General features: G+C 63.4%; 14 protein-coding genes. 5 read left to right on the top strand and 9 right to left on the bottom strand.

Annotated elements, in window-relative coordinates; all coding sequences use genetic code 11:
- The first annotated feature begins 520 nt into the window (after positions 1 to 520).
- Positions 521 to 2,755 (top strand): hypothetical protein, encoded by a 2,235-nt coding sequence (locus tag AC1ECK_RS12635; RefSeq protein ID WP_480320111.1) that lies wholly within the window; start codon positions 521 to 523, stop codon positions 2,753 to 2,755.
- A gap of 883 nt (positions 2,756 to 3,638) precedes the next feature.
- On the opposite strand, the gene iolB is transcribed toward AC1ECK_RS12635, so the two are convergent.
- From iolB to AC1ECK_RS12600, 7 genes are all read right to left on the bottom strand, one after another.
- Complete coding sequence (iolB, locus tag AC1ECK_RS12630) at positions 3,639 to 4,436, bottom strand: 5-deoxy-glucuronate isomerase (RefSeq protein ID WP_480319491.1); 798 nt, start codon at positions 4,434 to 4,436, stop codon at positions 3,639 to 3,641.
- Entirely contained in the window at positions 4,433 to 5,359 is a 927-nt protein-coding gene (gene iolE / locus AC1ECK_RS12625) for a myo-inosose-2 dehydratase (RefSeq protein ID WP_480319489.1), read from the bottom strand. The genes iolB and iolE overlap by 4 nt, the downstream gene beginning before the upstream one ends.
- Before the next feature lie 10 nt (positions 5,360 to 5,369).
- Complete coding sequence (gene iolD / locus AC1ECK_RS12620) at positions 5,370 to 7,331, bottom strand: 3D-(3,5/4)-trihydroxycyclohexane-1,2-dione acylhydrolase (decyclizing) (RefSeq protein WP_480319487.1); 1,962 nt, start codon at positions 7,329 to 7,331, stop codon at positions 5,370 to 5,372.
- Complete coding sequence (locus AC1ECK_RS12615) at positions 7,328 to 9,352, bottom strand: bifunctional 5-dehydro-2-deoxygluconokinase/5-dehydro-2-deoxyphosphogluconate aldolase (RefSeq protein ID WP_480319483.1); 2,025 nt, start codon at positions 9,350 to 9,352, stop codon at positions 7,328 to 7,330. Before AC1ECK_RS12615 ends, iolD begins: the two co-directional genes overlap by 4 nt.
- 64 nt (positions 9,353 to 9,416) lie before the next feature.
- A complete protein-coding gene (locus AC1ECK_RS12610) occupies positions 9,417 to 10,259 on the bottom strand; it encodes an ATP-binding cassette domain-containing protein (RefSeq protein ID WP_480319480.1) in 843 nt (280 codons plus the stop codon).
- A 14-nt stretch (positions 10,260 to 10,273) separates the two neighbouring features.
- Positions 10,274 to 11,428, bottom strand: coding sequence for an ABC transporter permease (locus AC1ECK_RS12605; protein WP_480319478.1), 1,155 nt, complete (start codon positions 11,426 to 11,428; stop codon positions 10,274 to 10,276).
- A gap of 189 nt (positions 11,429 to 11,617) precedes the next feature.
- Positions 11,618 to 12,664 (bottom strand): sugar ABC transporter substrate-binding protein, encoded by a 1,047-nt coding sequence (locus tag AC1ECK_RS12600; protein ID WP_480319476.1) that lies wholly within the window; start codon positions 12,662 to 12,664, stop codon positions 11,618 to 11,620.
- A 279-nt stretch (positions 12,665 to 12,943) separates the two neighbouring features.
- Here AC1ECK_RS12600 and AC1ECK_RS12595 point away from each other — a divergent pair, with 279 nt between their 5' ends.
- The 4 genes from AC1ECK_RS12595 (at position 12,944) to AC1ECK_RS12580 (ending at position 16,240) form a co-directional block, all read left to right on the top strand.
- The gene (locus tag AC1ECK_RS12595) at positions 12,944 to 13,825 is read left to right on the top strand and encodes a MurR/RpiR family transcriptional regulator (protein WP_090684196.1); all 882 of its coding nucleotides are present in this window, start codon (positions 12,944 to 12,946) and stop codon (positions 13,823 to 13,825) included.
- A complete protein-coding gene (gene iolG, locus AC1ECK_RS12590; RefSeq protein ID WP_480319474.1) occupies positions 13,818 to 14,840 on the top strand; it encodes an inositol 2-dehydrogenase in 1,023 nt (340 codons plus the stop codon). Before AC1ECK_RS12595 ends, iolG begins: the two co-directional genes overlap by 8 nt.
- Positions 14,837 to 15,877 carry a Gfo/Idh/MocA family oxidoreductase gene (locus AC1ECK_RS12585; protein ID WP_480319472.1) on the top strand — a complete coding sequence of 347 codons (1,041 nt, stop codon included), beginning with the start codon at positions 14,837 to 14,839 and terminating at the stop codon, positions 15,875 to 15,877. Before iolG ends, AC1ECK_RS12585 begins: the two co-directional genes overlap by 4 nt.
- Before the next feature lie 135 nt (positions 15,878 to 16,012).
- Positions 16,013 to 16,240, top strand: coding sequence for a sulfurtransferase TusA family protein (locus tag AC1ECK_RS12580; RefSeq protein WP_480320109.1), 228 nt, complete (start codon positions 16,013 to 16,015; stop codon positions 16,238 to 16,240).
- Positions 16,241 to 16,375: 135 nt separating this feature from the next.
- Here AC1ECK_RS12580 and galU read toward each other — a convergent pair whose 3' ends face one another.
- Together galU and AC1ECK_RS12570 are read right to left on the bottom strand one after the other, a co-directional pair.
- Positions 16,376 to 17,257, bottom strand: a complete 882-nt coding sequence (gene galU / locus AC1ECK_RS12575; RefSeq protein WP_480319470.1) for a UTP--glucose-1-phosphate uridylyltransferase GalU — start codon at positions 17,255 to 17,257, stop codon at positions 16,376 to 16,378.
- 61 nt (positions 17,258 to 17,318) lie between these two features.
- Positions 17,319 to 20,198, bottom strand: coding sequence for a valine--tRNA ligase (locus AC1ECK_RS12570; protein ID WP_480319468.1), 2,880 nt, complete (start codon positions 20,196 to 20,198; stop codon positions 17,319 to 17,321).
- Positions 20,199 to 20,843 lie beyond the last annotated feature (645 nt).

Genomic DNA, 20,843 nt, shown 5'->3' with positions numbered 1-20,843 from the left:
GCGCGAGCCCGGCGCCGCTGCCTGTGCGCCGCCCGGCAGCGCGCTCCACCCTGTTTGAATCCTGATTTTGCAAATCCTCCAGTGCCAGCCTCCATAAGGGTTGGCAGCGAGACGACGGGTCGATTCAAACGCTTGATCGTTTGGTGAGCCTCCTCCAGAAATCTTGTCGGCAATGCTGCGACAAATGCAGACAATCAAGTGACAGGCGAGAGCGGGCTGCACGGTGTTGCAAGCATGTCCCGCCACGCCATACACAACCCTTTGCTGCGCATGCGAAGTCGCGCCGCGGCCTAAGGAGGGAGGAGACACCATGCCACATGCAGAGACAGCAACCGAAGACCGCTGCGACGCACCGATGGCGTTGAGATGCGTGTCGCGGGCGCTTCGGCGGCTGGCCGCGGCAATCGCTTCGTGGTCGTCCGCTGCGAGCGGATGGTTCGTCGCCGACGACGCACCACCGCCGCAACGGACACGCCCAGCAAGTTACGCGCGATGCGGGCCGGGTGCTGTACTCGTCACGATGACATTGCTCGTCTCGGCCTGTGCGGATGCGAGTTCATCGGCGAGTGACGCGTCAGCGACGTCTGGCCCAGGCGCCGCTGCGCTGACCGCCGCCGCTACAGGCGCCGACGGACTACCCGAACAGCCGCGCCTGACGCAAGGACAGCAGGCTGTTGCAAGCGACGCGTCTTCGTCCGACGCAAACGCGCCTGCCACGCGTCCTGCACTCGAACTCGCCAAACAACGCCAGCTTGCCGAAGAACAGCGCATTGCCGCGCGTGTGCCGGCGGCCAGCGGTTTGACGGAACAACGCGTGCGTCCGTTGACGCTGCGCGACTCCGGCATTGACGGCTCGATGATGTTCGCGCGCGACGTGGATTTCCGTGTGATCGGCGACATCGGCTTCATGATCCACGATATGGCCGCGACGCTGACCCCGACGCATGCGGGCGCGCCGATTGTGTTCGACGATCCGACCAGCGTTGTGATCGACGTGCACCGCGGCGACGTCACACTCGATAGCGCCAGGCTGACGGCGATTTTCAACCGCTATCTGTTCCAGTACCAGGGCTCGCCGCTGCGCAACATGCGAGTGGTGCCGCAGGACGGCGGCACGTTGCGCATTACCGGCGAAATGCACCGCGACGGCTGGGTGCCGATCGTACTGAGCGGCACGTTGTCGATGCGCAACCGGGAGGAACTCGTGTTCCACCCGGACCACGTGGAGGTGGCCGGCGTCGCCGCGGACAAGCTGATGCAGGCCGCGCACGTCAAGATGGCGGACCTGCTGAAAGTAGATACGCCGATTGCCCGCCTCGAGGGCGACGACGTGGTGATGCAGGTCGCCAGACTGACGCCGCCGCCGGCACTACGCATGACGATCACGCAGATCGACACGTCGGCCGCCGGCGTGCGCTTTACGCTTGACGACCATACGCTGCAAAGCATCGCGTGGCCCGCCGCGATGCCGCCGCGCGGCATGCTGGTGGAAGGCGGCGACGTGAAGTTCATGCGTTCGATACCGATGAACATCGACATGGCGTTGACGCCGCTGGATGCAAACACCCCCTTCGTGCTGGACCTGTACCACTACCGCGAGCAGATGGCGGCGGGCTATTTCACCTTCGACGAAGCGGGAGCACTCGATGTGCATCTACCGTCGTTCGACACGTTGGCGAGCACATCAAACGATGCCGCCCAACAAACCGGCAGCGCAAGCGCACGCTTTAACGACAGCTTCATTCGCGCGCAGCAGGCCTCGCTTGCGGCGGCGCGCGCACAATGGCGCAGCGTGCCGCCTGAATTGCGCACGCTGGAAGCACGCACCATTCCTGTCGGAACCCGGACTGCGTTTTCCGGCACAAACACGCTGACACCGGGTTCGGCGATCACGGACGAACGACACTCGCCGGGGCCGGCGCCGCTGATCCATATGCAGAACGTGGATTTCTTCGTCTCGGGTCGAATCGGCTTTCACGTGCGCTCGCTGGATGCACAGATGGTGCCGAAGAAGCCGGGCCAGCCGGTCGATCTGGACGATCCTGAGCAGTACGACATCCGCGTCATTGGCGGTGAGGTCGTGGAACCGTGGCCGGCGATGGCGGCGTTGTTCAACGATTATCTGCTGGACTACGAGCCGCGTTCGCTGAACGATCTGACGTTGACGCCGGAGAACGGCGCGTTGCAGGTGACGGGCGGCATCAAGCTATGGAACCACTTCCCGGGTATGTGGTTGCCGACGACGATGCGCGGGACGATCGCGGCGCGGGATGAGCGGCACCTGGTGTATGAGCCGACCTCGGTGAAGGTGTTGGGCGTGCCGCAGGCGGGGATGTTGAGGGCATTGAATATACCGCTGGCTTCTTTGACGCCCTTCGTGCGCAAGGGTGTTGAATTACAGGGGAACCAGCTTGTGTTCGATCAGTACACGGTTTTTCCGCCGCCGGTTTTGCAGGGGCATCTGGCGAGTGCTACTGTGACCGATGAAGGGCTTGTGCTCAAGTTTCGGTGCGAGAGTGGGGCCGTTGTCGCGCGGCCGCCCGCAGGGGCGGGGCAGAGTTATGTCTGGATCGAGTCCGGTGATATCAAGATGTTTGATTCGCTTGTCGTGAATGGGCGGACCTTGATTCAGGATAGTAGTGCTCCTCATGGTATGCGGTTTGACCTCTATGCTTATCGGCGTGATGTTGCCAAAGGGCGGGTTTGGATGGGGGAGGATGGGGGGCTTCGGGTTGATCTGGCACGGAGGAAATAGTTATTGTTTTTGCCTTGCAGGCGGCCTGGTTGTTTGCCTGCGGCGCCTTGCTCTTTGTTGGTTTGTTTGTGGTGTTGGCTTTTCCTTGTTTTGTTATTGGTTTATTGGCGTTGCCCCTGTGCGGGGCGGCACTTACTTTCTTTGCCGCCGCAAAGAAAGTAAGCAAAGAAAGCGGGCTGACAACCGCTAGCCCGTAGGTGTCCGCCACTCAGGTCACCGCGGAATGGTCCGCACGAGGAGCGGCCCTCGCACCGTCCGCGCAAGTGACAAGGCCGTCATCCGTTCCAGCGTTGCGCTACGCGCCCCGCCGTCGGGCATAACGCCTTCTGCAGACTCCATAGGGATTCTAACTATCTATGGCCTGCCCACTATCGGCGCGCTGGCGCTGGCGGCGTGTCGACCATATCGCTAATTGCGTGTTGCGCAATTACTCATGCGTCGTGCGCTAGCCGGGTGAGGTGGAGTCCATGCCATTGTTCCTGGTGCGGCCGGACCATTTGCTGCGAACCCTGGCAGCCACGCCTTCTCAGGCATACCCACCTACGACGACGTCTGAATAAGGAGTTATGCCCTTCGGCGGGGCGCGTAGCGCAACGCTGGAACGGATGACGGCCTTGTCACTAACGCGGAGGGTGCGAGGGCCGCTCCTCGTGCGGACCACTTCGCGTTGGCCTAAGTGGTGGACACCTACGGGCTGGCGGTTGTCAGCCCGCTTTCTTTTGCCTACTTTTCTTTGCGGCGGCAAAGAAAAGTAGGTGCCGCCCCGCACAGGGGCAACGCCAATAGACCGATAAGAAAACAAGGAAAGGCCAAAACAGCAAGAACAACAACCAAAACCAAGGCGCCGCAGGCAAAACCCCAAGGCCCCCTGCAAGGCAAAACCTCATTCCTTATTAATAATCCACTCATGCGCCGGATCGTTCTTGAAATGCCAAACCCGCTGCTTCCCAGCCATAACATTTAGGTAGTACGAATCATACCCATAGGGAACCACAACCGGATGATACCCACGAGGAACCATAACAACATCATGATCCTCGACAGCCATCGACTCATCGATATCACGCGAATCGGTATACACCCGCTGAAACGCAAACCCCTGCGCCGGATCGAGCCGATGATAATAAGTCTCCTCCAGCGAGCTCTCGAACGGCACGTTGTCGCTGTCATGCTTATGCGGAGGATAGCTGGAAGCATGCCCACCAGGCGTCCGAACCTCAACAACCAGCAAAGACTCGGCATCGTCAGTCTGGGGCAAGATATCGCAAACATACCGCGTATTAAGCCCCTTACCTCGCGTGGAACGCTTCATCTGCGACGGCTCGATCAACCGCACCGGAAATTCACCCTTGGCGGGCGCGCTAGCCACTCCCACCTCCGCATCGCGCACCGCCCGCACCGTGGCTCGTACCCCAGGCGGCAAATACACCGCATAGGGCGCGGCATCCTCAAACACACTGTCACGTGAGCCGAGACCACTCCACTTCTGATCCGCAGTCTCGACATCCACCGCGCCCGCCAGCACCACAATACACACTTCCCGCGCCGTCTCGAACACATGCACGACCTCGTTCGTGCCCAACCGATACGCCGCGAAACCCACATACCGCCATGCCGCCGTCTCCGGCGTCACCCGCGCGATCGTCTGGCCCTCGCGCTGTGCCTTCACCAGCAAACTCATGCTGCCTCCTTCGTGGCAGACGTGCCCGCATCGAGCGGCGCGTCCACCAGTGATCGCAATGTCCGGTATCCCTTCTCCGCGTACGCGTACGATGGCGCAATGATCGGGTCCTGCTCTGCCTCGACCACCAGCCAGCCGCGATAACCATGTCGTTTCAGGCGCTCGATAATCGACGGGAAATCGATCGTGCCGTCACCCGGAACCGTGAACGCGCCGTTGATCACCGAGTCCAGAAAACTCCAGTTGCGATTGCGCGCCAGTTTCATCACGGCCGGGCGCACGTCCTTGCAATGCACGTGGCACACGCGCCCGATATGCCTGTCGAGCACCGCGACCGGATCGCCGCCGGCAAACGTAATGTGGCCGGCATCGAACAGCAGGCCGACGGCCTCGCTCGTGCGCGACATCAGGTTGTCGACGTCGGCCGGCGTCTCGACGTATGCGCCCATGTGGTGGTGGTACGCGAGCCGCACGCCGCGGCTCAATGTATAGTGGGCGAATTCGTCTACGCGGGCGGCATAGGCGTCCCACTGCGCTTCGCTAAAGAAACGCGGCCGCTGGTAGAGCGGTTGCGGTGCGCCCTGGATCGAATCGGCTACCTCGCCGTACACCATCACCGTCGCTCCGTTGCGCGACAGCAGTTCCAGATGCGCGTCCACCGACGCAATCTCTTCTGCGACGCTGCGCTTCGCCAGCTTGCCCGAATACCAGCCGGAGACGAGCGCCAGGTCGTATTGCGCGAGCAGCGCTTTCAAAGCCTGCGGTTCGCGCGGAAACTTGTTGCCGAGCTCGAACCCGTCATAGCCGATCGCGCGTCCTTCGGTCAGCGCAACTTCGAGCGGCGTTTCGCCGCCCAACGACGGCAGGTCGTCGTTCATCCACGACAGCGGGTTGATGCCAATGCGTACTTCGAACTGAGCCATGCGAGTGTCCTCAATCGGTTTCGGTGTCGCCGGCGCCCCGGGCGCGCTCGGCAATCTGGGCTTCGTAGTGCGCACGCGCCGCGCGCACGCTCTCGCGCTCCGATACTTCCGGCACGGCCACTTCCCACCACCAGCCGCCGTCGTCGGTGGTGCGGGCGGCGTCGGTGTCGATGCTGATCAGATACGTGCGGTCCGCGGCGCGCGCGCGTTGCAGCGCCGCTTCAAGTTCGCCGACATTCGCAACGTGTTCCGCTTGTGCGCCGAGCGAGCGCGCGTGCGCCGCGAAATCGATCGGCGGGGCGCCTAGCGGTCCTTGCTGGCAATCGTCGAACATATTGTTGAACGGAGCGCCGCCGCAGGCCTGTTGCAGGCGGTTGATACACCCGTAGCCGCGATTGTCGAGCACGACGATGATCAGCTTGGCGCCGAGCATCACCGAGGTGGCGATCTCGCTGTTCATCATCAGATAACTGCCGTCGCCGACCATCACGATGACCTCGTGCTCCGGGCGGGCCAGCTTCGCGCCAAGGCCGCCGGCAATCTCGTAGCCCATGCACGAATAGCCGTATTCGACGTGATACGCACCGGGACGGCCCGCGCGCCACAGCTTGTGCAACTCGGCGGGCAGCGTGCCGGCCGCGCACACGACGATATCGTCCGTGGCAGAGGTGGCGCTCGAGCGCTGCACCGCGCCGATCACGTCCGCGTCATAGGGCAAGACGGCCTCGTGTTGCGGCGCATGCGTGAGCATGCCGACCGCGTCGCGCCAGCCTGCTGCGAGCTTGCGGGCGCGTGAGCTCCACGCAGGATCGGCATGCCAGCCACTGAGCTGCGCAGCGAGTGCCTCGAGCGCGAGGCGCGCATCGGCCTGCACCACGAGCGCGCGATGCTTGAGGCCATCGAACGCATTCGCATTGATGCCAATGACGTCGGCTTGCGTAAACAGTGTGTTCGAGCCGGTGGTGAAATCCTGCAGACGCGTGCCGATGGCCAGCACACAATCGGCATCGTGCGCGAGGGCGTTGGCCGCCGGCGAGCCGGTCACGCCGAGCGCGCCTGCGTTGAGCGGGTCGTTCCATGCCAGCGCGCCTTTGCCCGCCTGGGTCTCAGCCACGGGAATGCCGTGCGCAGTGGCAAATGCATGCAGCGCCTGGGTGGCTTGTCCATACAGCACGCCGCCGCCGGCTACGATCAGCGGCCGGCTCGCACGTCGCAAGCGTTCGAGCGCGGCGCCGATTTCTTCGGCAATCGGCGCAGGCGTATGGAAGCCGACCACGCGCGGTTCGAAGAAGTCAGCGGGAAAATCCCATGCGGCGGCCTGCACGTCTTGCGGCAGCGCCAGCGTAACCGGGCCGCATAGCGCGGCGTCGGTCAGCACGCGCAGCGCGCGCGGCAGCGCGCTCAGCAATTGCGCCGGATGCACGATGCGGTCGAAGTAGCGCGACACGGGCTTGAACGCGTCGTTGGCCGAAATGCCGCCGTCGTGAAAGTCTTCGACCTGCTGCAAAACCGGATCGGGGGCGCGCGAGACGAACGTGTCGCCGGGCAGCAGCAGGATCGGCAAACGGTTCACGTGGGCCAGCGCCGCGGCGGTCAGCAGGTTCGTCGCGCCGGGGCCGATGGAGGTGGTGACCGCCATCATCCGGCGCCGGAAATGCGCCTTCGCATACGCAATCGCGCTATGCGCCATCGCCTGCTCGTTGTGTGCGCGCAGCGTCGGCAGCTCACGACGATGCTGGTACAGCGCTTCGCCAATCCCCGCGACGTTGCCGTGCCCGAAGATCGCGAAGACGCCGCCGAACAGCGGCTCGGTGCTGCTTCCATCCTCGCTCCTGACACGCTGCGCGGCGAGGTAGCGCACCAGCGCCTGGGCGGTGGTAAGCCGCACCGTGCCCGGCGTCGGCGCAGGCGATGCAGCAGCGGACGCATGATGAGTGGAGGTGGGATCGTGATGCAAGATGCGCTGGTTCATGCAGCCTGCTCCTGGTGAACGATAGGCGGCGTCGTGCTGCGTGCCGCGGAGTCGCCGCGCGTGGCGCGCCATGCGGCGATCAGGGTTTCGAAGGTCTGTCTTACCCGCGCGATCAGTTCGTCGTCGCCAATCGAGCCTGCGAGCCACGCATGGCTGGGTTCATGGAAAATCGTCCGGCCGACCGTGAAGCCCCGGCAGGTTGCCGATTGCGCCGCCGCACGAAAGCCTTCGTTCAGTTGTTCGACCGCCGCCGACAGTCCGAGCAGCACCACGCCACGGCAGTACGGATCGCGTTCGGCAATCAGCGCATCGACAGCCTGCCATTGCGCGGCTTCCATCGGTTCGAGTTTCCACCACTCCGGATAGATGCCGATGTTGTACAGGCGTTTCAACGCGCGATACACGATATCGGAGCCGCCCGGCAGATGCGCGTGCTTCGGCGGAATCACTTCGAGCAGCAGCTCATGGCCGCTCGCCTGGGTCGCATTGTAGAGCGCGCGCAATTGCGCTTCCTGTTCGAGCCGCTGCTCGATAGGCTCGTCGGGGTGGTATTGCACGAGGCACTTCACCACATGCTCTTGCGGCCAACTGATCAGCGAAGTGCCGATCGAGCGTCCGTGGTCGAACACGAGCGGCACGGAACCCGGCAGTTCCACCGGCCGCCCGATCCACCAGCCACGGCCGGTGGCCGCGTTGAGCGCGTCCTGGCCGTAGCGGTCGTCGATCAGCACGCCGATGCGGCCCTGCAAGCCGAGCGCGCTTTCGGTCTGGGCGACGGCCTCGACAAACAGGCTTTTCAATTGCGCGATGCGCGCTTCGTCGGCGCCGGTCTGCTGCGCCAGATCGAAGAACTGGTTGCGGTGATCGAACGCGAAACCGAGCACTTCGTTCCATTGCTTGCGGGCAGGCGAGACGCGGTGCAGTCGAGCGAGCTTCGCGTCGAGGTCGGGGCGGCGCATGCGTTGCGGGTCGGCTTTCGCTTCGGCGAGGAAGTACTCGAGTTCGGCCGGCGTGGGCATCGCCGGGGCGCAGCCGTGACGCGACACGACCAGCGCACCGCTCGCGTTTGCGGCACGCGCGCACGCGTCGAGCGGCTGATCGCGCAGCCAGCCAGACAGGAAGCCGGAGGCAAACGCATCGCCTGCGCCGAGCACGTTCAATACTTCGACCTCGACGCCGCCATGGATCGGCGCGTCGTCGAGCGCCGCGGGTACATCGCCGTCGATGATCTGGCAGCCGAGCGGACCGCGCTTGACCACCAGCGTGGCCGGCGTGACGGCGCGCACCATCGCGAGCGCGTCGATCAGTTCGGTCTTGCCGCCGGCAATGCGGAACTCTTCTTCGGTGCCGATCACGAGGTCCATCAAGGGCAGGATGCGCTGAATATGCGCGGTGACGTCCTCGCTCGCGACGAAACGGGTCTCGCCATCGGCCTTGCCGGTGAGGCCCCACAGCACCGGACGGTAGTCGATATCGAGCACGGTGCGCACGCCGTTGCGGCGCGCGTAATCGAGCGCGCGGCGGCTCGTGCGGTTCACCTGCTCGGTGGAGAAGTGGGTGCCGGTAATCAGCAGCGCCTTCGCCGAGGCGATGAAGGCTTCGTCGAAGTCGGCTTCGTCCACGGCCATATCCGCGCAGTTTTCGCGGTAGAAAATCAACGGGAAGGTATCGCGGTCCTTGAGGCCGAGCAGCACGAGCGCGGTCAGGCGCTCATGGTCGATGCGCACGTGGCTGGCGTCGCAACCTTCCTTGCTGAGCGTTTCGGTTAGGAAGCGCCCCATATGGTCGTTGCCGACCCGCGCGAGCATCGCCGAGCTGAGTCCGAGCCGTGCGCAGCCGAACGCGATATTGGCCGACGAGCCGCCGAGATACTTCGCAAAGCTCGACACGTCTTCGAGCCGCGCGCCGACCTGCTGGGCGTAAAGATCGACCGCGAGCCGGCCGAGGCAGATGATGTCGCGGCTGCGGCCCGGAGCAAAGCGGCTGGCGGCGGTTGACGTGGGTGTGCTGGTGAGAGCCATGAAATGTCCTGTATGTCCTGGTGCCTGACTGACGTAACTTCGTGACGCAGCTTCGTCGCGCAAGTCAGATCGTCGCGCCTTCGAGTTCGCCGATCATCTTCTGCATTTCGGCGCCGCCGGCCATCATGTCGAGCACTTCGTCCTTGGTAATGGTGTCCTTGGTGAAGGTGCCGAGCGACTTGCCGCGGTTGAGCAGCGTGAACGAATCGCCGATCGGATAGGCGTGGTGCACGTTGTGCGTAATGAAAATCACCGAGATGCCTTTGGCCCGTGCGGTATGAATCAGCTTCAGCACGTTGAAGCTCTGCTTTACTCCGAGCGCCGCTGTCGGCTCGTCGAGAATCAGCACGCGCGCGCCGAAGTGAATCGCCCGCGCAATCGCGAGGCACTGCTTTTCGCCGCCCGACATCGTGCCGATCGGCTGATGTGGGTCGCGCACGTTGATGCCCATTTCCGCGAGCTTCTCGCGCGAGGCGGTCGCGCAATGGTCGAGATCCATCACGTTGATAAAACCGAACAGCTTTTTCTGCGGCTCGCGTCCCATGAAGAAGTTGCGCGCCACCGAAAGCAGGGGCACCAGCGCGAGATCCTGATAGACGGTGGCAATGCCGAGATCGAGCGCGTCTTTCGGCGAGGTGAAATGCACCGGCTTGCCGTCGACGAGGTAGGTGCCTTCGCTCGGCTGGTGCACGCCGGCGAGCGTCTTGATCAGGGTGGATTTGCCGGCGCCGTTGTCGCCCAGCAGGCAATGCACTTCGCCACGCTTTAAACGCAGCGTGATGTCCTTCAGCGCAATCACGTTGCCGAAATAGCGGCTGACGTTTTCCAGCGCGAGGATGTAGTCGCCGTCCGCGGGTTGTGCCGCACCCGCTGTCGTGCCCGGGGTCGTGTTCAATGGGGTGTTCATCGTGATCTCCTCGATTAGCGGGATGCCGCGACGCGGCTGCGCACGTAATGGTTAAAGAGCACCGCGAACAGCAGCATCGCGCCGAGGAATACGCGGAACCAGTCCGAATCGATGTTCGTATACGTGATGCCGATCTGCACGACGCCGAAGATCAACGCCCCGAAGCTTGCGCCGACAACCGAGCCGTAGCCGCCCGTGAGCAGCGTGCCGCCGATCACCGCGGCGATGATGGCCTCGAATTCCGCTTGCAGGCCGCGGTCCGCTGCCGCCGAACCGATGTCGCACACCTGCAGTACGGAGTACAGGCACGAGCAGAACGCGGTCAGCACGAACAGCGAGATCTTCACGCGGCGCACTGGCACGCCGACGTTTTTCGCGGCGTTGGCGTCGCCGCCTACCGCAAAGATCCAGTTGCCGAACTGCGTCTTGGCGAGAGTGAAGGCACAGACCACGGCCAGCGCGAACCACCAGAGCAGCACTTTCGGAATCCCCGGCACGAGCGGCAGGCCGTTATCGAGCGTCTTCACGAGGCCGATATGTGCGAGCCAGGCGAACAGCCCCTTGAAGGCGACGCCCTGGAACAGCAGGTGGGCAAACCAGTCTTGTGCGGCGACGTCGCCGACGCCGGAGATGATGGTGCGGTCGGCAAACATCACCGAGAGGGCGAGCGTGAGGCCACGCAGGATAAACAGGAACGCCAGCGTCACGATGAACGAGGGCAGCCGGGTGCGCATCACCAGGTAGCCGTTCAGGGCGCCGAGCAGCATCGAACCGATGAACGCGAACAGGATCGACAGCGCAATCGGCCAGTGAAAGTACATGGTCGGCAGGGCGACCATCATGCCGGAAAAGCCGATCATCGAGCCGATCGAGAGGTCGAACTCACCGGCGATCATCAGCAGGCAGGCGCCGACCGCGATGATGCCAAGATACGCGGCAACCTGCGACCAGTTCATCACGCCGTCGAGGTTGAACATGCCGGAGTTGCCGGCCGCAAGCCCGAACACCAGGAACACCATGACGGTGCCGGCCAGGGCGGCGAATTCCGGACGGCTCAGCAGATGCTTGAACCACGATTCGCGGCGCACGCGCTCGTCGGTGCCGGCGGCGGCGCCGGCTTGCTGTTCGGAACGGTGATGTTTGGCGTGGAAAGGGTTGGCGACGCCCATTGAAGCTCTCCTTGATGCGCCGGCGGATCGCGTCGTGACGACGCAACGCTTAAAGGCGCTTGATGCAAGTGAAGTGCAAGTGGAACCTTGCGAAGGGAAGCGGGCGCGGCGGGGCCGGTGGCGGCTGGCCGCGCTCCCTTCATGCCTGCCGGGACGGTGCTCCCGTACCCGGATTCAATGCAACATTGCTTAGCGGTACTGACCTGCGTACTTGATCACCTTGTCGATGTTCTCCTTCGTAATGAAGCCCGGACCGGAGCCGATATTGCGCGGACCATAGGAGGGGGCGAGCCCATAGGTGGACAGACGCGCCTGGAACTTGGGGTTGGCCTGCAGGATTTGGCGGATCTTCACCGGGTCGGTGGTGTGGTCGTGCTTCGCGATGGCCAGCACCGCCACGGCGATATAGCCCTGCAGGTACGGTTGCTGGTCGATCGCGAACTGGATCGTGCCGTCCTTGATGGCCTTGGCGATGTCGTCGTCAAAGTCGAAGGTCGCAAACCACAGCTTGCCGGCCAGACCCATCTGCTGCAGCGCCTTGATGGTCGGCGCCGCCGAGAGCGGCCCGAGCGCCAGCACGCCGCCGGTGTCAGGGTGATTGCGCAGATACGCGCTCACCTTCGACTGGATGCCGGTCGGGTCCGTGCCGGCGTCGAGCGTGGAGGTCTTGAAGTCGACGCCGAGCGCGTCGGCAAAACCGCGGCAACGTTCGAACGAGGCCGGGTTGGTGGCGTAGTGGTTCACGCACAGGAACGATTTGACGCCGGCGGCTTTGGCCTTTTCGCCCGCGGCTTTGCCCGCTGCATATTCCGGCTGGCCGATGTGCATGATCGCGCCCAGATCGGCGCTTTGCTTCTCGGTGCCGGAGTTGATCGTGACGAGCGGAATATGCTTTTCGGTGACCTTGCCGATCGAACCCTTCAGCACGTCGTAGTCGGCGATGGTGACGGCCACGCCGTCGTAGTTGCGCGCGGCAGCCTGTTCGATCAGGCGGGCCATGTCGGCGATGTCGCCGTTGGGGGGATTGCGGTAGTCGGTCTCGACGTTGAAGTCCTCGTCGGCCTGTTTGATGGCGTTCTTGATGGTGTTCCACCAGGAATCGGAATCGGGTGCGTGGCTGATCAGTACGAAGTGCGCATCGGCCGCGCGGGCTGCGCTCGTGGCGGCCAATCCCGTCGTCAGCGCCAGTGCCGCCACCAGAATCCTCAGCGTTGCCTTGCCATTGCAAAGTCTCATGTCTCCACCTTTCTCGGTCTTCGTTATTGAAGGGAGCGTCTGGTGTTTCCGCATGCCTGCGAGCCCTCTTAGCGTGAATACGCGTGCTCGCAACACCATCGCTCAGAACCAAGATTAGGCCATCTTCCGTCGTGTTGCAATGAAAATTTCATGACAAAGAAAAATGGAAAATATGTTCCATTTGGCGGGGCGCCTGCCTATAATCGGCAACGTCAGCGCGGTGCACAGAGCCTTTGTGGAGGCCGTTTTGCAGCGCAATAAAGCGGCAAAGGAAGAGCCATGGCGGAAGACAGCACAGAAGAATTGCCGAGCGTCGAAGATTTGATGCAGCGCATCGCGGAAAACTACGAGTCGTTGCCGCGTCAGTTGAAGAACGTGGCGACTTATATCGAGCAGCATCGCTCGAGCGTGATGGTCGATCGCACCAGCGATATCGCGGCGAGCTGCGGCGTGCATCCGTCGGCGGTGGTGCGCTTTGCGCAGCGCTTTGGCTTCTCGGGCTTCTCCGATCTGCAGGCGGTGTTTCGCCAGGCGTACACGGGCCAGGGCACGTCGTCGCCGAGCTACCAGCAGCGCATTCGCAAGCTGATCGACGAAAAACCGGGGGCCTTGTCCGGCGGCGCGGTGGCGCGCGAGTTCGTCGCCGCCTGTCGCGGCGGCCTCGACGAACTCGAAGCCGGCCTCAACGACGCGGAGTTCGACGCCGCCGTGAAGATGCTGCAGCAGGCCGACAACATCTATGTGGTCGGCGTGCGGCGTTCGTTTCCGGTGGCGAGCTATATCGTCTATGCGCTGCAGCACACGCCCAAGCGCGTGCATCTGGTGTCCGGTTTCGGCGGCATGTATCGCGAGCAGATCAGGAGCGTCAGGAAGGGCGACGTGGTGATCGCGATCAGCTTCGCGCCGTACGGCAAGGAAACCCAATACTGCTTGCGCGTGGCGCATCATCATCAGGCGAAGACGCTGGTGATTACCGACAGCCAGTTGTCGCCGCTCGCACGCTACGCCACCACGCAACTTTATGTGAAGGAGGGGAGCGCGTTTGCGTTCCGCTCGCTGACCAGCACGATCTGCCTGTGCCAGGCGCTGTTCATCGCGCTCGCGTACAAGCTCGAATTGAACGTAGAAGAATCGAAAGACACTGGAGGATACGATGACTGAGATGGCAGGCGGCAAGACAATCGACGTAGCAGTGTTCGGTGCAGGGCGCATCGGCCGGATTCATGCGGCCAATCTGGCGCGGCAGCCGGGCGTGCGGCTCAAGTATGTGGTGGACGTGAACCGGGAAGCGGCGGCCTCGCTTGCCGCCTTGCATGGGGCGCAGGTCGCGGATATTGACGGCGCGATGGGCGATGCCTCGGTCGGCGCGACCGTGATCTGTTCGAGCACGGACACGCACGCGGATCTGATCCAGCAATCGGCCGCGCAGAAGAAGCATATCTTCTGCGAAAAGCCCGTGGACCTGACGCTCGAGCGCGCGCGTGCCTGCGCGCAAGCCGTGGAGCGCGCGGGCGTGGTCTGCATGATCGGCTTTCAGCGCCGCTTCGATCCGACTTTTGCCGCCTTGAAAGCGCGCATCGACGCGGGCGAGATCGGCACGCCGGAAATGCTGATCGTGACGAGCCGCGATCCGGGGGCGCCGCCGGTCGAGTACATCAAGCATTCGGGCGGCATCTTCAAGGACATGCTGATCCACGACTTCGACATCTTCCGCTGGATTCTCGACGACGAAGCCGAGACGCTGCATGCGACCGGCAGTTGCCTGAGCGACCCGGCGATTGCCGAGGCGGGCGACATCGATTCGACCGCGGTGACGATTCGTACGAAGAGCGGGCGCCTGTGCCAGATCAACACGGCGCGGCGCGCGGCCTATGGCTACGATCAGCGTTTCGAAGTGCTCGGCAGCAACGGCATGCTGCAGGCCGGCAACGTGCGTCCGACCGAGGTGGTCGCCTATTCGAAGACGGCAGTTTCGAGCGATGTGCCCGAAGCATTTTTCCTGGAGCGTTACCGGGCTGCGTACGCGGCGGAAATCGCGCATTTCTTCGAAGCGGTCACGCAGGGCAAGCCGGTTCGCACCACGGTGGCGGACGGCCTGAAGGCGCTCGAGCTGGCGGACGCCGCGACGCGCTCGTGGCGTGAAGGGCGGCCGGTGCGGCTCGGGGAGGGCGCATGATGGCGACGGTTTCTACCAGCCGCCAACCCGTGCGGGTCGGCGTAGTCGGACTCGGGCGGCTCGGCAAGCGTCACGCGGAGAATCTCGCGTATCGCGTTCCGGGCGCCGCGCTCGTCGCGGTCTGCAGTCCGCTTGAAGAAGAGCTTGCGTGGGCTGGCGAGGCTTTGCCGGCGCCGCGTGCGTACAAGGACTACGCCGCGCTGCTCGAAGACCGCGAGGTCGACGCGGTGTGGCTCGTGACGCCCTCGGCGTTGCATGCGCAACAGATCGTCGACGCACTGCGCGCCGGCAAGCATGTGTTCTGCGAGAAGCCGCTGTCGCTGGATCTGGCCGAGTGCGAGCGCGTGCTGGCGGAAGCGGAGCGCCATCCGCACCTGCAGGCAACCATTGGCTTCATGCGCCGTTTCGATCCGAGCTATCGCGACGCGTTCGAGAAGATCGAGGCGGGCGTGATCGGCCGGCCGTTCCTGGTGCGCTCGCAAACCACCGACAAGAACGATCCAGACGGTTTCTTCGTGCGTTTTGCGCCGACTTCGGGCGGGATCTTTCTCGATTGCACCGTGCACGACATCGACGTCGCGCGCTGGCTGCTCGGCAAGCCGCGCGCCAAACGCGTGTTTGCCAGCGGCACGGTCGCGTTGCATGAGGGCTTGCGCGAATTCGGCGACGTCGACAATGGTGTCGCGATCTGCGAGTTCGAGGACGGGCGCCTCGCGATGTTCTACGCGTCGCGGACCATGGCGCACGGTAACGACACCGGCAGCGAAGTGATCGGCACGGCGGGCGCGCTGGCGATCGGCCACAATCCGCGCTTGAACCGCGTCGAGATCACGGATGCGAGCGGCATTCGCAACGAATGCACGCCGACCTTCTTCGATCGCTTCGAGGACGCTTTCCTCTACGAAGCGCGGGCGTTTGTCGCGGCGGTGCAGGGTGGGGCGTCGGCGGGCGCGACGCTGGCGGACGCGCTGGAGGCGACGCGCATCGGCAGCGCGCTGCGCGAGTCGCTGCACAGCGGGCAGGCGGTGACGCTGTAAGGGGCTGGAAAGCGCTTCTGTGATCGTCGTCATATCCGCGCGGCATCGGGCGGGGATATGACGGCTGCGGTAGAATTTGGCCCTCTGTCCGGCGTCGTTCGCGGCGCCTCATCCCGAAGGTCATCGTCGATGCAAATTCAGGTTCACAAGGAAGTCGATGCGCGCGGGCTGAACTGCCCGCTCCCCATTTTGCGCGCCAAGAAGGCGCTCGCCGACATGGAAAGCGGCCAGATTCTCAAGGTGCTCGCCACCGATCCCGGCTCGCAGCGCGATTTCGCCGCCTTCGCCAAGCAGACGGGCAATGAAATCGTTGAAGTTTCGATGCAGGACAAGGTGTTTGTGTTTTTGATGCGGCGCCGCTGAGCGGGCGTCGCTTTCACCGTCCTTTCATGCATCACGCAGAAAGAAGAAAAGGCGCTGTGCCCGCATTTTGCGGGCACAGCGCCTTTTTGACGTCTGCCGCGCGGGATTTCCCCGCGCTTGTGTGTTAGGGTCCGCTCAGCCTTCCAGCACCGGCGAACGCGTGCGCAGATATTCCTGGAAATCCGCCGCCACTTCCGGGTGGCGCAGTGCGAACTCGACGGTCGCCTTCAGATAACCGAGCTTGCTGCCGCAGTCGAAACGCGTGCCGTGATACTTGTACGCCAGCACCTGTTCGTCGGCGAGCAGCGACTGGATCGCGTCCGTCAACTGCAGTTCGCCGCCGGCACCCGGCTTCAGCGCGCGCAGATGCTCGAAAATCCGCGGCTTGAGCACATAGCGGCCGACTACGCCCAGGTTCGACGGCGCGACTTCCGGCGCCGGCTTCTCGACGATGCCCGACATCTTGATAATCGAATCTTCCCACTCCTTGCCGTCGACGATCCCGTAGGACTTCGTCTCCGACGGCGGGATTTCTTCGACGCCGATGACCGAGCTGTGATAGTGGTCGAACACCTCGATCATCTGCGCCATCACGGGCGGCGTGCCGTACAGCAGGTCGTCCGCGAGGATCACCGCAAACGGGTTGTCGCCCACCAGCTTTTCGGCGCACATCACCGCGTGGCCGAGGCCGAGCGCCTCGGGCTGACGCACGTAGAAGCAGTCGACATGGCTCGGCTTGATGCTGCGCACCAGTTCGAGCAGCTTGTCCTTGCCGCGCGCTTCGAGTTCGGCCTCGATCTCGTACGACTTGTCGAAGTGGTCTTCAATGGCCCGCTTGCTGCGGCCCGTGACGAAGATCATTTCGGTGATGCCGGCCGCCATGGCTTCTTCGACCGCGTACTGGATCAACGGCTTGTCGACGATGGGCAGCATTTCCTTCGGGCTCGCCTTGGTGGCGGGGAGGAACCGGGTGCCGAGACCTGCTACCGGAAATACCGCTTTTGTAACTTTTAGCATGTGATTACCCTGAGTCCTCTGGTGGCTGCGCCTGTGCACCGGCACAGGCGTGGAGCATCAATCAGGCCGGCAGGCGCGCAAGTTGCGCGTTCAGCTTGCCGATGGTCGTTTCATATTCTGCCAGCCTTTTCTGCTCCTGCTCAACGACTGCAGGCGGGGCTTTGGCAACAAAGCTTTCATTTTGCAGCTTGGCGTTGCACTTCGTCACTTCGGCGGTGAGTCTCGCTATCTCTTTCGACAGGCGCTCGCGTTCGGCGGCGACATCGATCTCCACCTTCAGCACCAGCTTGTCGTTTCCAACGATAGCAATTGGCGCGCCATGTGCCTGGGCGTCGAGCGTGGCTTCGTCGGCGATGATCTGCACTTCCGACAGACGCGCCAGCGCCTGGGCGTACGGCGCAAAGGTGCGCAGCCGTTCCGCATTGCCGGCAGCCAGCAGCGGCACCTTGGTGGCCGGCGACAGGTTCATCTCCCCACGCAGGTTGCGGCAGGCGTCGATCACGGCTTTCAGGTCGGCTACCCACTGTTCGGCGGCCTCGTCGAGCTTGCTGAGATCGGCTACCGGATAAGCCTGCACCATGATAGAGGCTTCGCCCTCTGCCTTACCTTGCGGGTAACGGTCGGCGAGCGGGGCCACCTTCTGCCACAGCGCCTCGGTGATGAACGGAATCACCGGATGCGCGAGGCGCAGGACCGTCTCGAGCACACGCAGCAGGGTGCGGCGGGTGGCCCGCTGCTGTTCCGGCGTGCCGCTCTGGATCTGCACCTTGGCGAGCTCGAGATACCAGTCACAGTATTCGTCCCAGACGAACTTGTATAGGGCGTTCGCCACATTGTCGAAGCGGTAATCGGCAAAACCCCTGGCGACTTCGGCCTCGACGCGCTGCAGGTGCGAGACGATCCAGCGGTCCGCCTGCGAAAAGTCGAGATAAGCGCCCGGGCCGCAGTTGCCCTCGCCATTCGGGCCACAAGCATCGGCGGGCTTGCCGAAACCGCAGTCGTGGCCTTCGCAGTTCATCAGCACGAAGCGGGTGGCGTTCCACAGCTTGTTGCAGAAGTTGCGGTAGCCCTCGCAGCGTGCGAGGTCGAAGTTGACGTTGCGCCCGAGCGTGGCCATCGACGCCATCGTGAAACGCAAGGCGTCGGTGCCGAACGCGGGGATGCCGTCCGGGAATTCCTTGCGGGTCTTCTTCTCGATCGACGCCGCCTGCTTCGGGTTCATCAGGCCGGTGGTGCGCTTGGCGACCAGCGAGTCGAGGTCGATGCCGTCGACGATATCGATCGGGTCGAGCGTGTTGCCCTTGCTCTTCGACATCTTCTGGCCTTCGGCGTCGCGCACCAGACCGTGCACATAAACGGTGTCGAACGGCACCTTGCCGGTGAAGTGGGTGGTCATCATGACCATCCGCGCAACCCAGAAGAAGATGATGTCGAAGCCGGTGACGAGCACGGAGGAGGGCAGGAAGGCTTCCAGTTCCTTCGTCTGGTTCGGCCAGCCGAGCGAGGAGAACGGCACCAGCGCCGAGGAGAACCACGTATCGAGTACGTCTTCGTCGCGCTTCAAGGCGCCGCTGTAGCCCTTTGCGGCGGCCTGGGCGCGCGCCTCGTCTTCGCTCTTCGCCACGAAGATTTCGCCGTTTTCGCCGTACCACGCCGGAATCTGATGGCCCCACCAGAGTTGGCGCGAGATACACCAGTCCTGGATGTTTTCGAGCCATTGGTAGTACGTGGTGGTCCAGTTCTCTGGCACAAACTTGATCTGGCCGTTGCGGACCACGTCGAGCGCGGCTTCGGCGATCGACTTGCCGGGATTGTAGGTGCCTTCCGGGGCCGGCTTGCTCATGGCGACGAACCACTGGTCGGTGAGCATCGGTTCGAGCACGACGCCGGTGCGGTCGCCGCGCGGCACCATCAGCTTGTGCGGCTTGACGGACTCGAGCAGGCCGAGGGCTTCGAGATCGGCCACGACCTGCTTGCGTGCTTCGAAGCGATCGAGACCGCGGTACTTTTCCGGCGCGTTGTCGTTGATCTTCGCTTCGAGCGTGAGGATTTCGATTTGCGGCAGCTTGTGGCGCTGGCCGACCTGATAGTCGTTGAAATCGTGCGCCGGGGTGACCTTGACGACGCCGGTGCCGAATTCGCGGTCGACGTAGTCGTCGGCGATGATGGGGATTTCGCGGCCGGTGAGCGGCAGCTTGACCATCTTGCCGATCAGGGCGGCGTAGCGTTCGTCTTCCGGATGGACCATCGCGGCGACGTCGCCGAGCATGGTTTCCGGGCGGGTGGTGGCGACCGTCAGATGCCCTGAGCCGTCGGCGAGGGGGTACTGGATATGCCACAGATGGCCGTTTTCTTCTTCGCTGGCGACTTCGAGGTCGGAGACGGCGGTCATGAGGACCGGATCCCAGTTGACGAGGCGCTTGCCGCGATAGATCAGACCCTGTTCATACAGACGGACGAATACGTCGCGCACGGCGGCGGACATCTTGTCGTCCATGGTGAAGTATTCGCGCGACCAGTCGATGGAGGCGCCCAGACGGCGGACCTGGCTGGTGATGGTCGAACCGGACTGCTGCTTCCACTCCCAGACGCGTTCGACGAACTTTTCGCGGCCGAGGTCATGGCGCGAGACGCCCTGGGCGTCGAGTTGGCGCTCGACGACGATCTGGGTGGCGATCCCCGCGTGATCGGTGCCGGGCACCCAGAGGGTGTTTTCGCCGAGCATGCGATGGTAGCGGGTGAGGCCGTCCATGATCGTCTGGTTGAAGGCGTGCCCCATATGGAGGGTGCCCGTGACGTTCGGCGGCGGGAGCTGGATCGAGAAGTTCTTGCGGTTCTCGAGGAACGCCGGCGCGGCGTAGGCGCGTTTTTCCCACTCCGGGCCCCACTGGGCTTCGATGTTGTGGGGCTCGAAACTCTTGGCAAGCGTGTTGTCGCTCATTGTTGGAAGTCTGCTGAAATGCGATGGAATCGTTGATTATAAGGGGTTGAGGGGGGTGCCTGCGGTGGGTTGGTTGTTTGCCTGCGGCGCCTTGGTTTTTGGTTGTTGTTCATGGGGTGTTGGCCTTTCCTTGCATTCTTAATGGTTTATTAGCGTTGCCCCTGTGCGGGGCGGCACCTACTTTCTTTGCCGCCGCAAAGAAAGTAGGCAAAGAAAGCGGGCTGACAACCGCTAGCCTGTAGGTGTCCACCACTCAGGCCACCACGGAATGGTCCGCACGAAGACCGGCCCTCGCGCCACTCAACTGAGCGACAAGGCCGTGATCCGTTCCAGCGTTGCGCTGCGCGCCCCGCCGTTGGGCATAGCGCCTTCTGCACACTCCCCATAGATATTCCAACGATCTCTGGCTTGCCCACTAGCGGTACGCTGGCGCCGGCGGCATGCCGAGCACATCGCAAATTGCACGTTGTGCAATTGCTTATGCGCCGTGCGCTAGCCGGGTGAGGAGATGTCCATTCCATTGCTCCTGGTGCTGCCGCACGGCCGCACCATTTGCCGCGAACCTAGGCAGCCCCGCCTTCTCAGGCATACCTACCTACGACATCTGAAGAAGGGGTTATGCCCTTCGGCGGGGCGCGCAGCGCG

It is taken from the genome of Paraburkholderia sp. SSBN10T (assembly GCF_056619545.1).
This window is presented reverse-complemented; position numbering and strand designations above follow the sequence as displayed.

Coding starts and splice junctions, on each gene's coding strand:
- AC1ECK_RS12635 (WP_480320111.1), top strand. CDS start 521: ATGACATTGCTCGTCTCGGCCTGTGCGGATGCGAGTTCATCGGCGAGT.
- iolB (WP_480319491.1), bottom strand. CDS start 4,436: ATGAGTTTGCTGGTGAAGGCACAGCGCGAGGGCCAGACGATCGCGCGG.
- iolE (WP_480319489.1), bottom strand. CDS start 5,359: ATGGCTCAGTTCGAAGTACGCATTGGCATCAACCCGCTGTCGTGGATG.
- iolD (WP_480319487.1), bottom strand. CDS start 7,331: ATGAACCAGCGCATCTTGCATCACGATCCCACCTCCACTCATCATGCG.
- AC1ECK_RS12615 (WP_480319483.1), bottom strand. CDS start 9,352: ATGGCTCTCACCAGCACACCCACGTCAACCGCCGCCAGCCGCTTTGCT.
- AC1ECK_RS12610 (WP_480319480.1), bottom strand. CDS start 10,259: ATGAACACCCCATTGAACACGACCCCGGGCACGACAGCGGGTGCGGCA.
- AC1ECK_RS12605 (WP_480319478.1), bottom strand. CDS start 11,428: ATGGGCGTCGCCAACCCTTTCCACGCCAAACATCACCGTTCCGAACAG.
- AC1ECK_RS12600 (WP_480319476.1), bottom strand. CDS start 12,664: ATGAGACTTTGCAATGGCAAGGCAACGCTGAGGATTCTGGTGGCGGCA.
- AC1ECK_RS12595 (WP_090684196.1), top strand. CDS start 12,944: ATGGCGGAAGACAGCACAGAAGAATTGCCGAGCGTCGAAGATTTGATG.
- iolG (WP_480319474.1), top strand. CDS start 13,818: ATGACTGAGATGGCAGGCGGCAAGACAATCGACGTAGCAGTGTTCGGT.
- AC1ECK_RS12585 (WP_480319472.1), top strand. CDS start 14,837: ATGATGGCGACGGTTTCTACCAGCCGCCAACCCGTGCGGGTCGGCGTA.
- galU (WP_480319470.1), bottom strand. CDS start 17,257: ATGCTAAAAGTTACAAAAGCGGTATTTCCGGTAGCAGGTCTCGGCACC.
- AC1ECK_RS12570 (WP_480319468.1), bottom strand. CDS start 20,198: ATGAGCGACAACACGCTTGCCAAGAGTTTCGAGCCCCACAACATCGAA.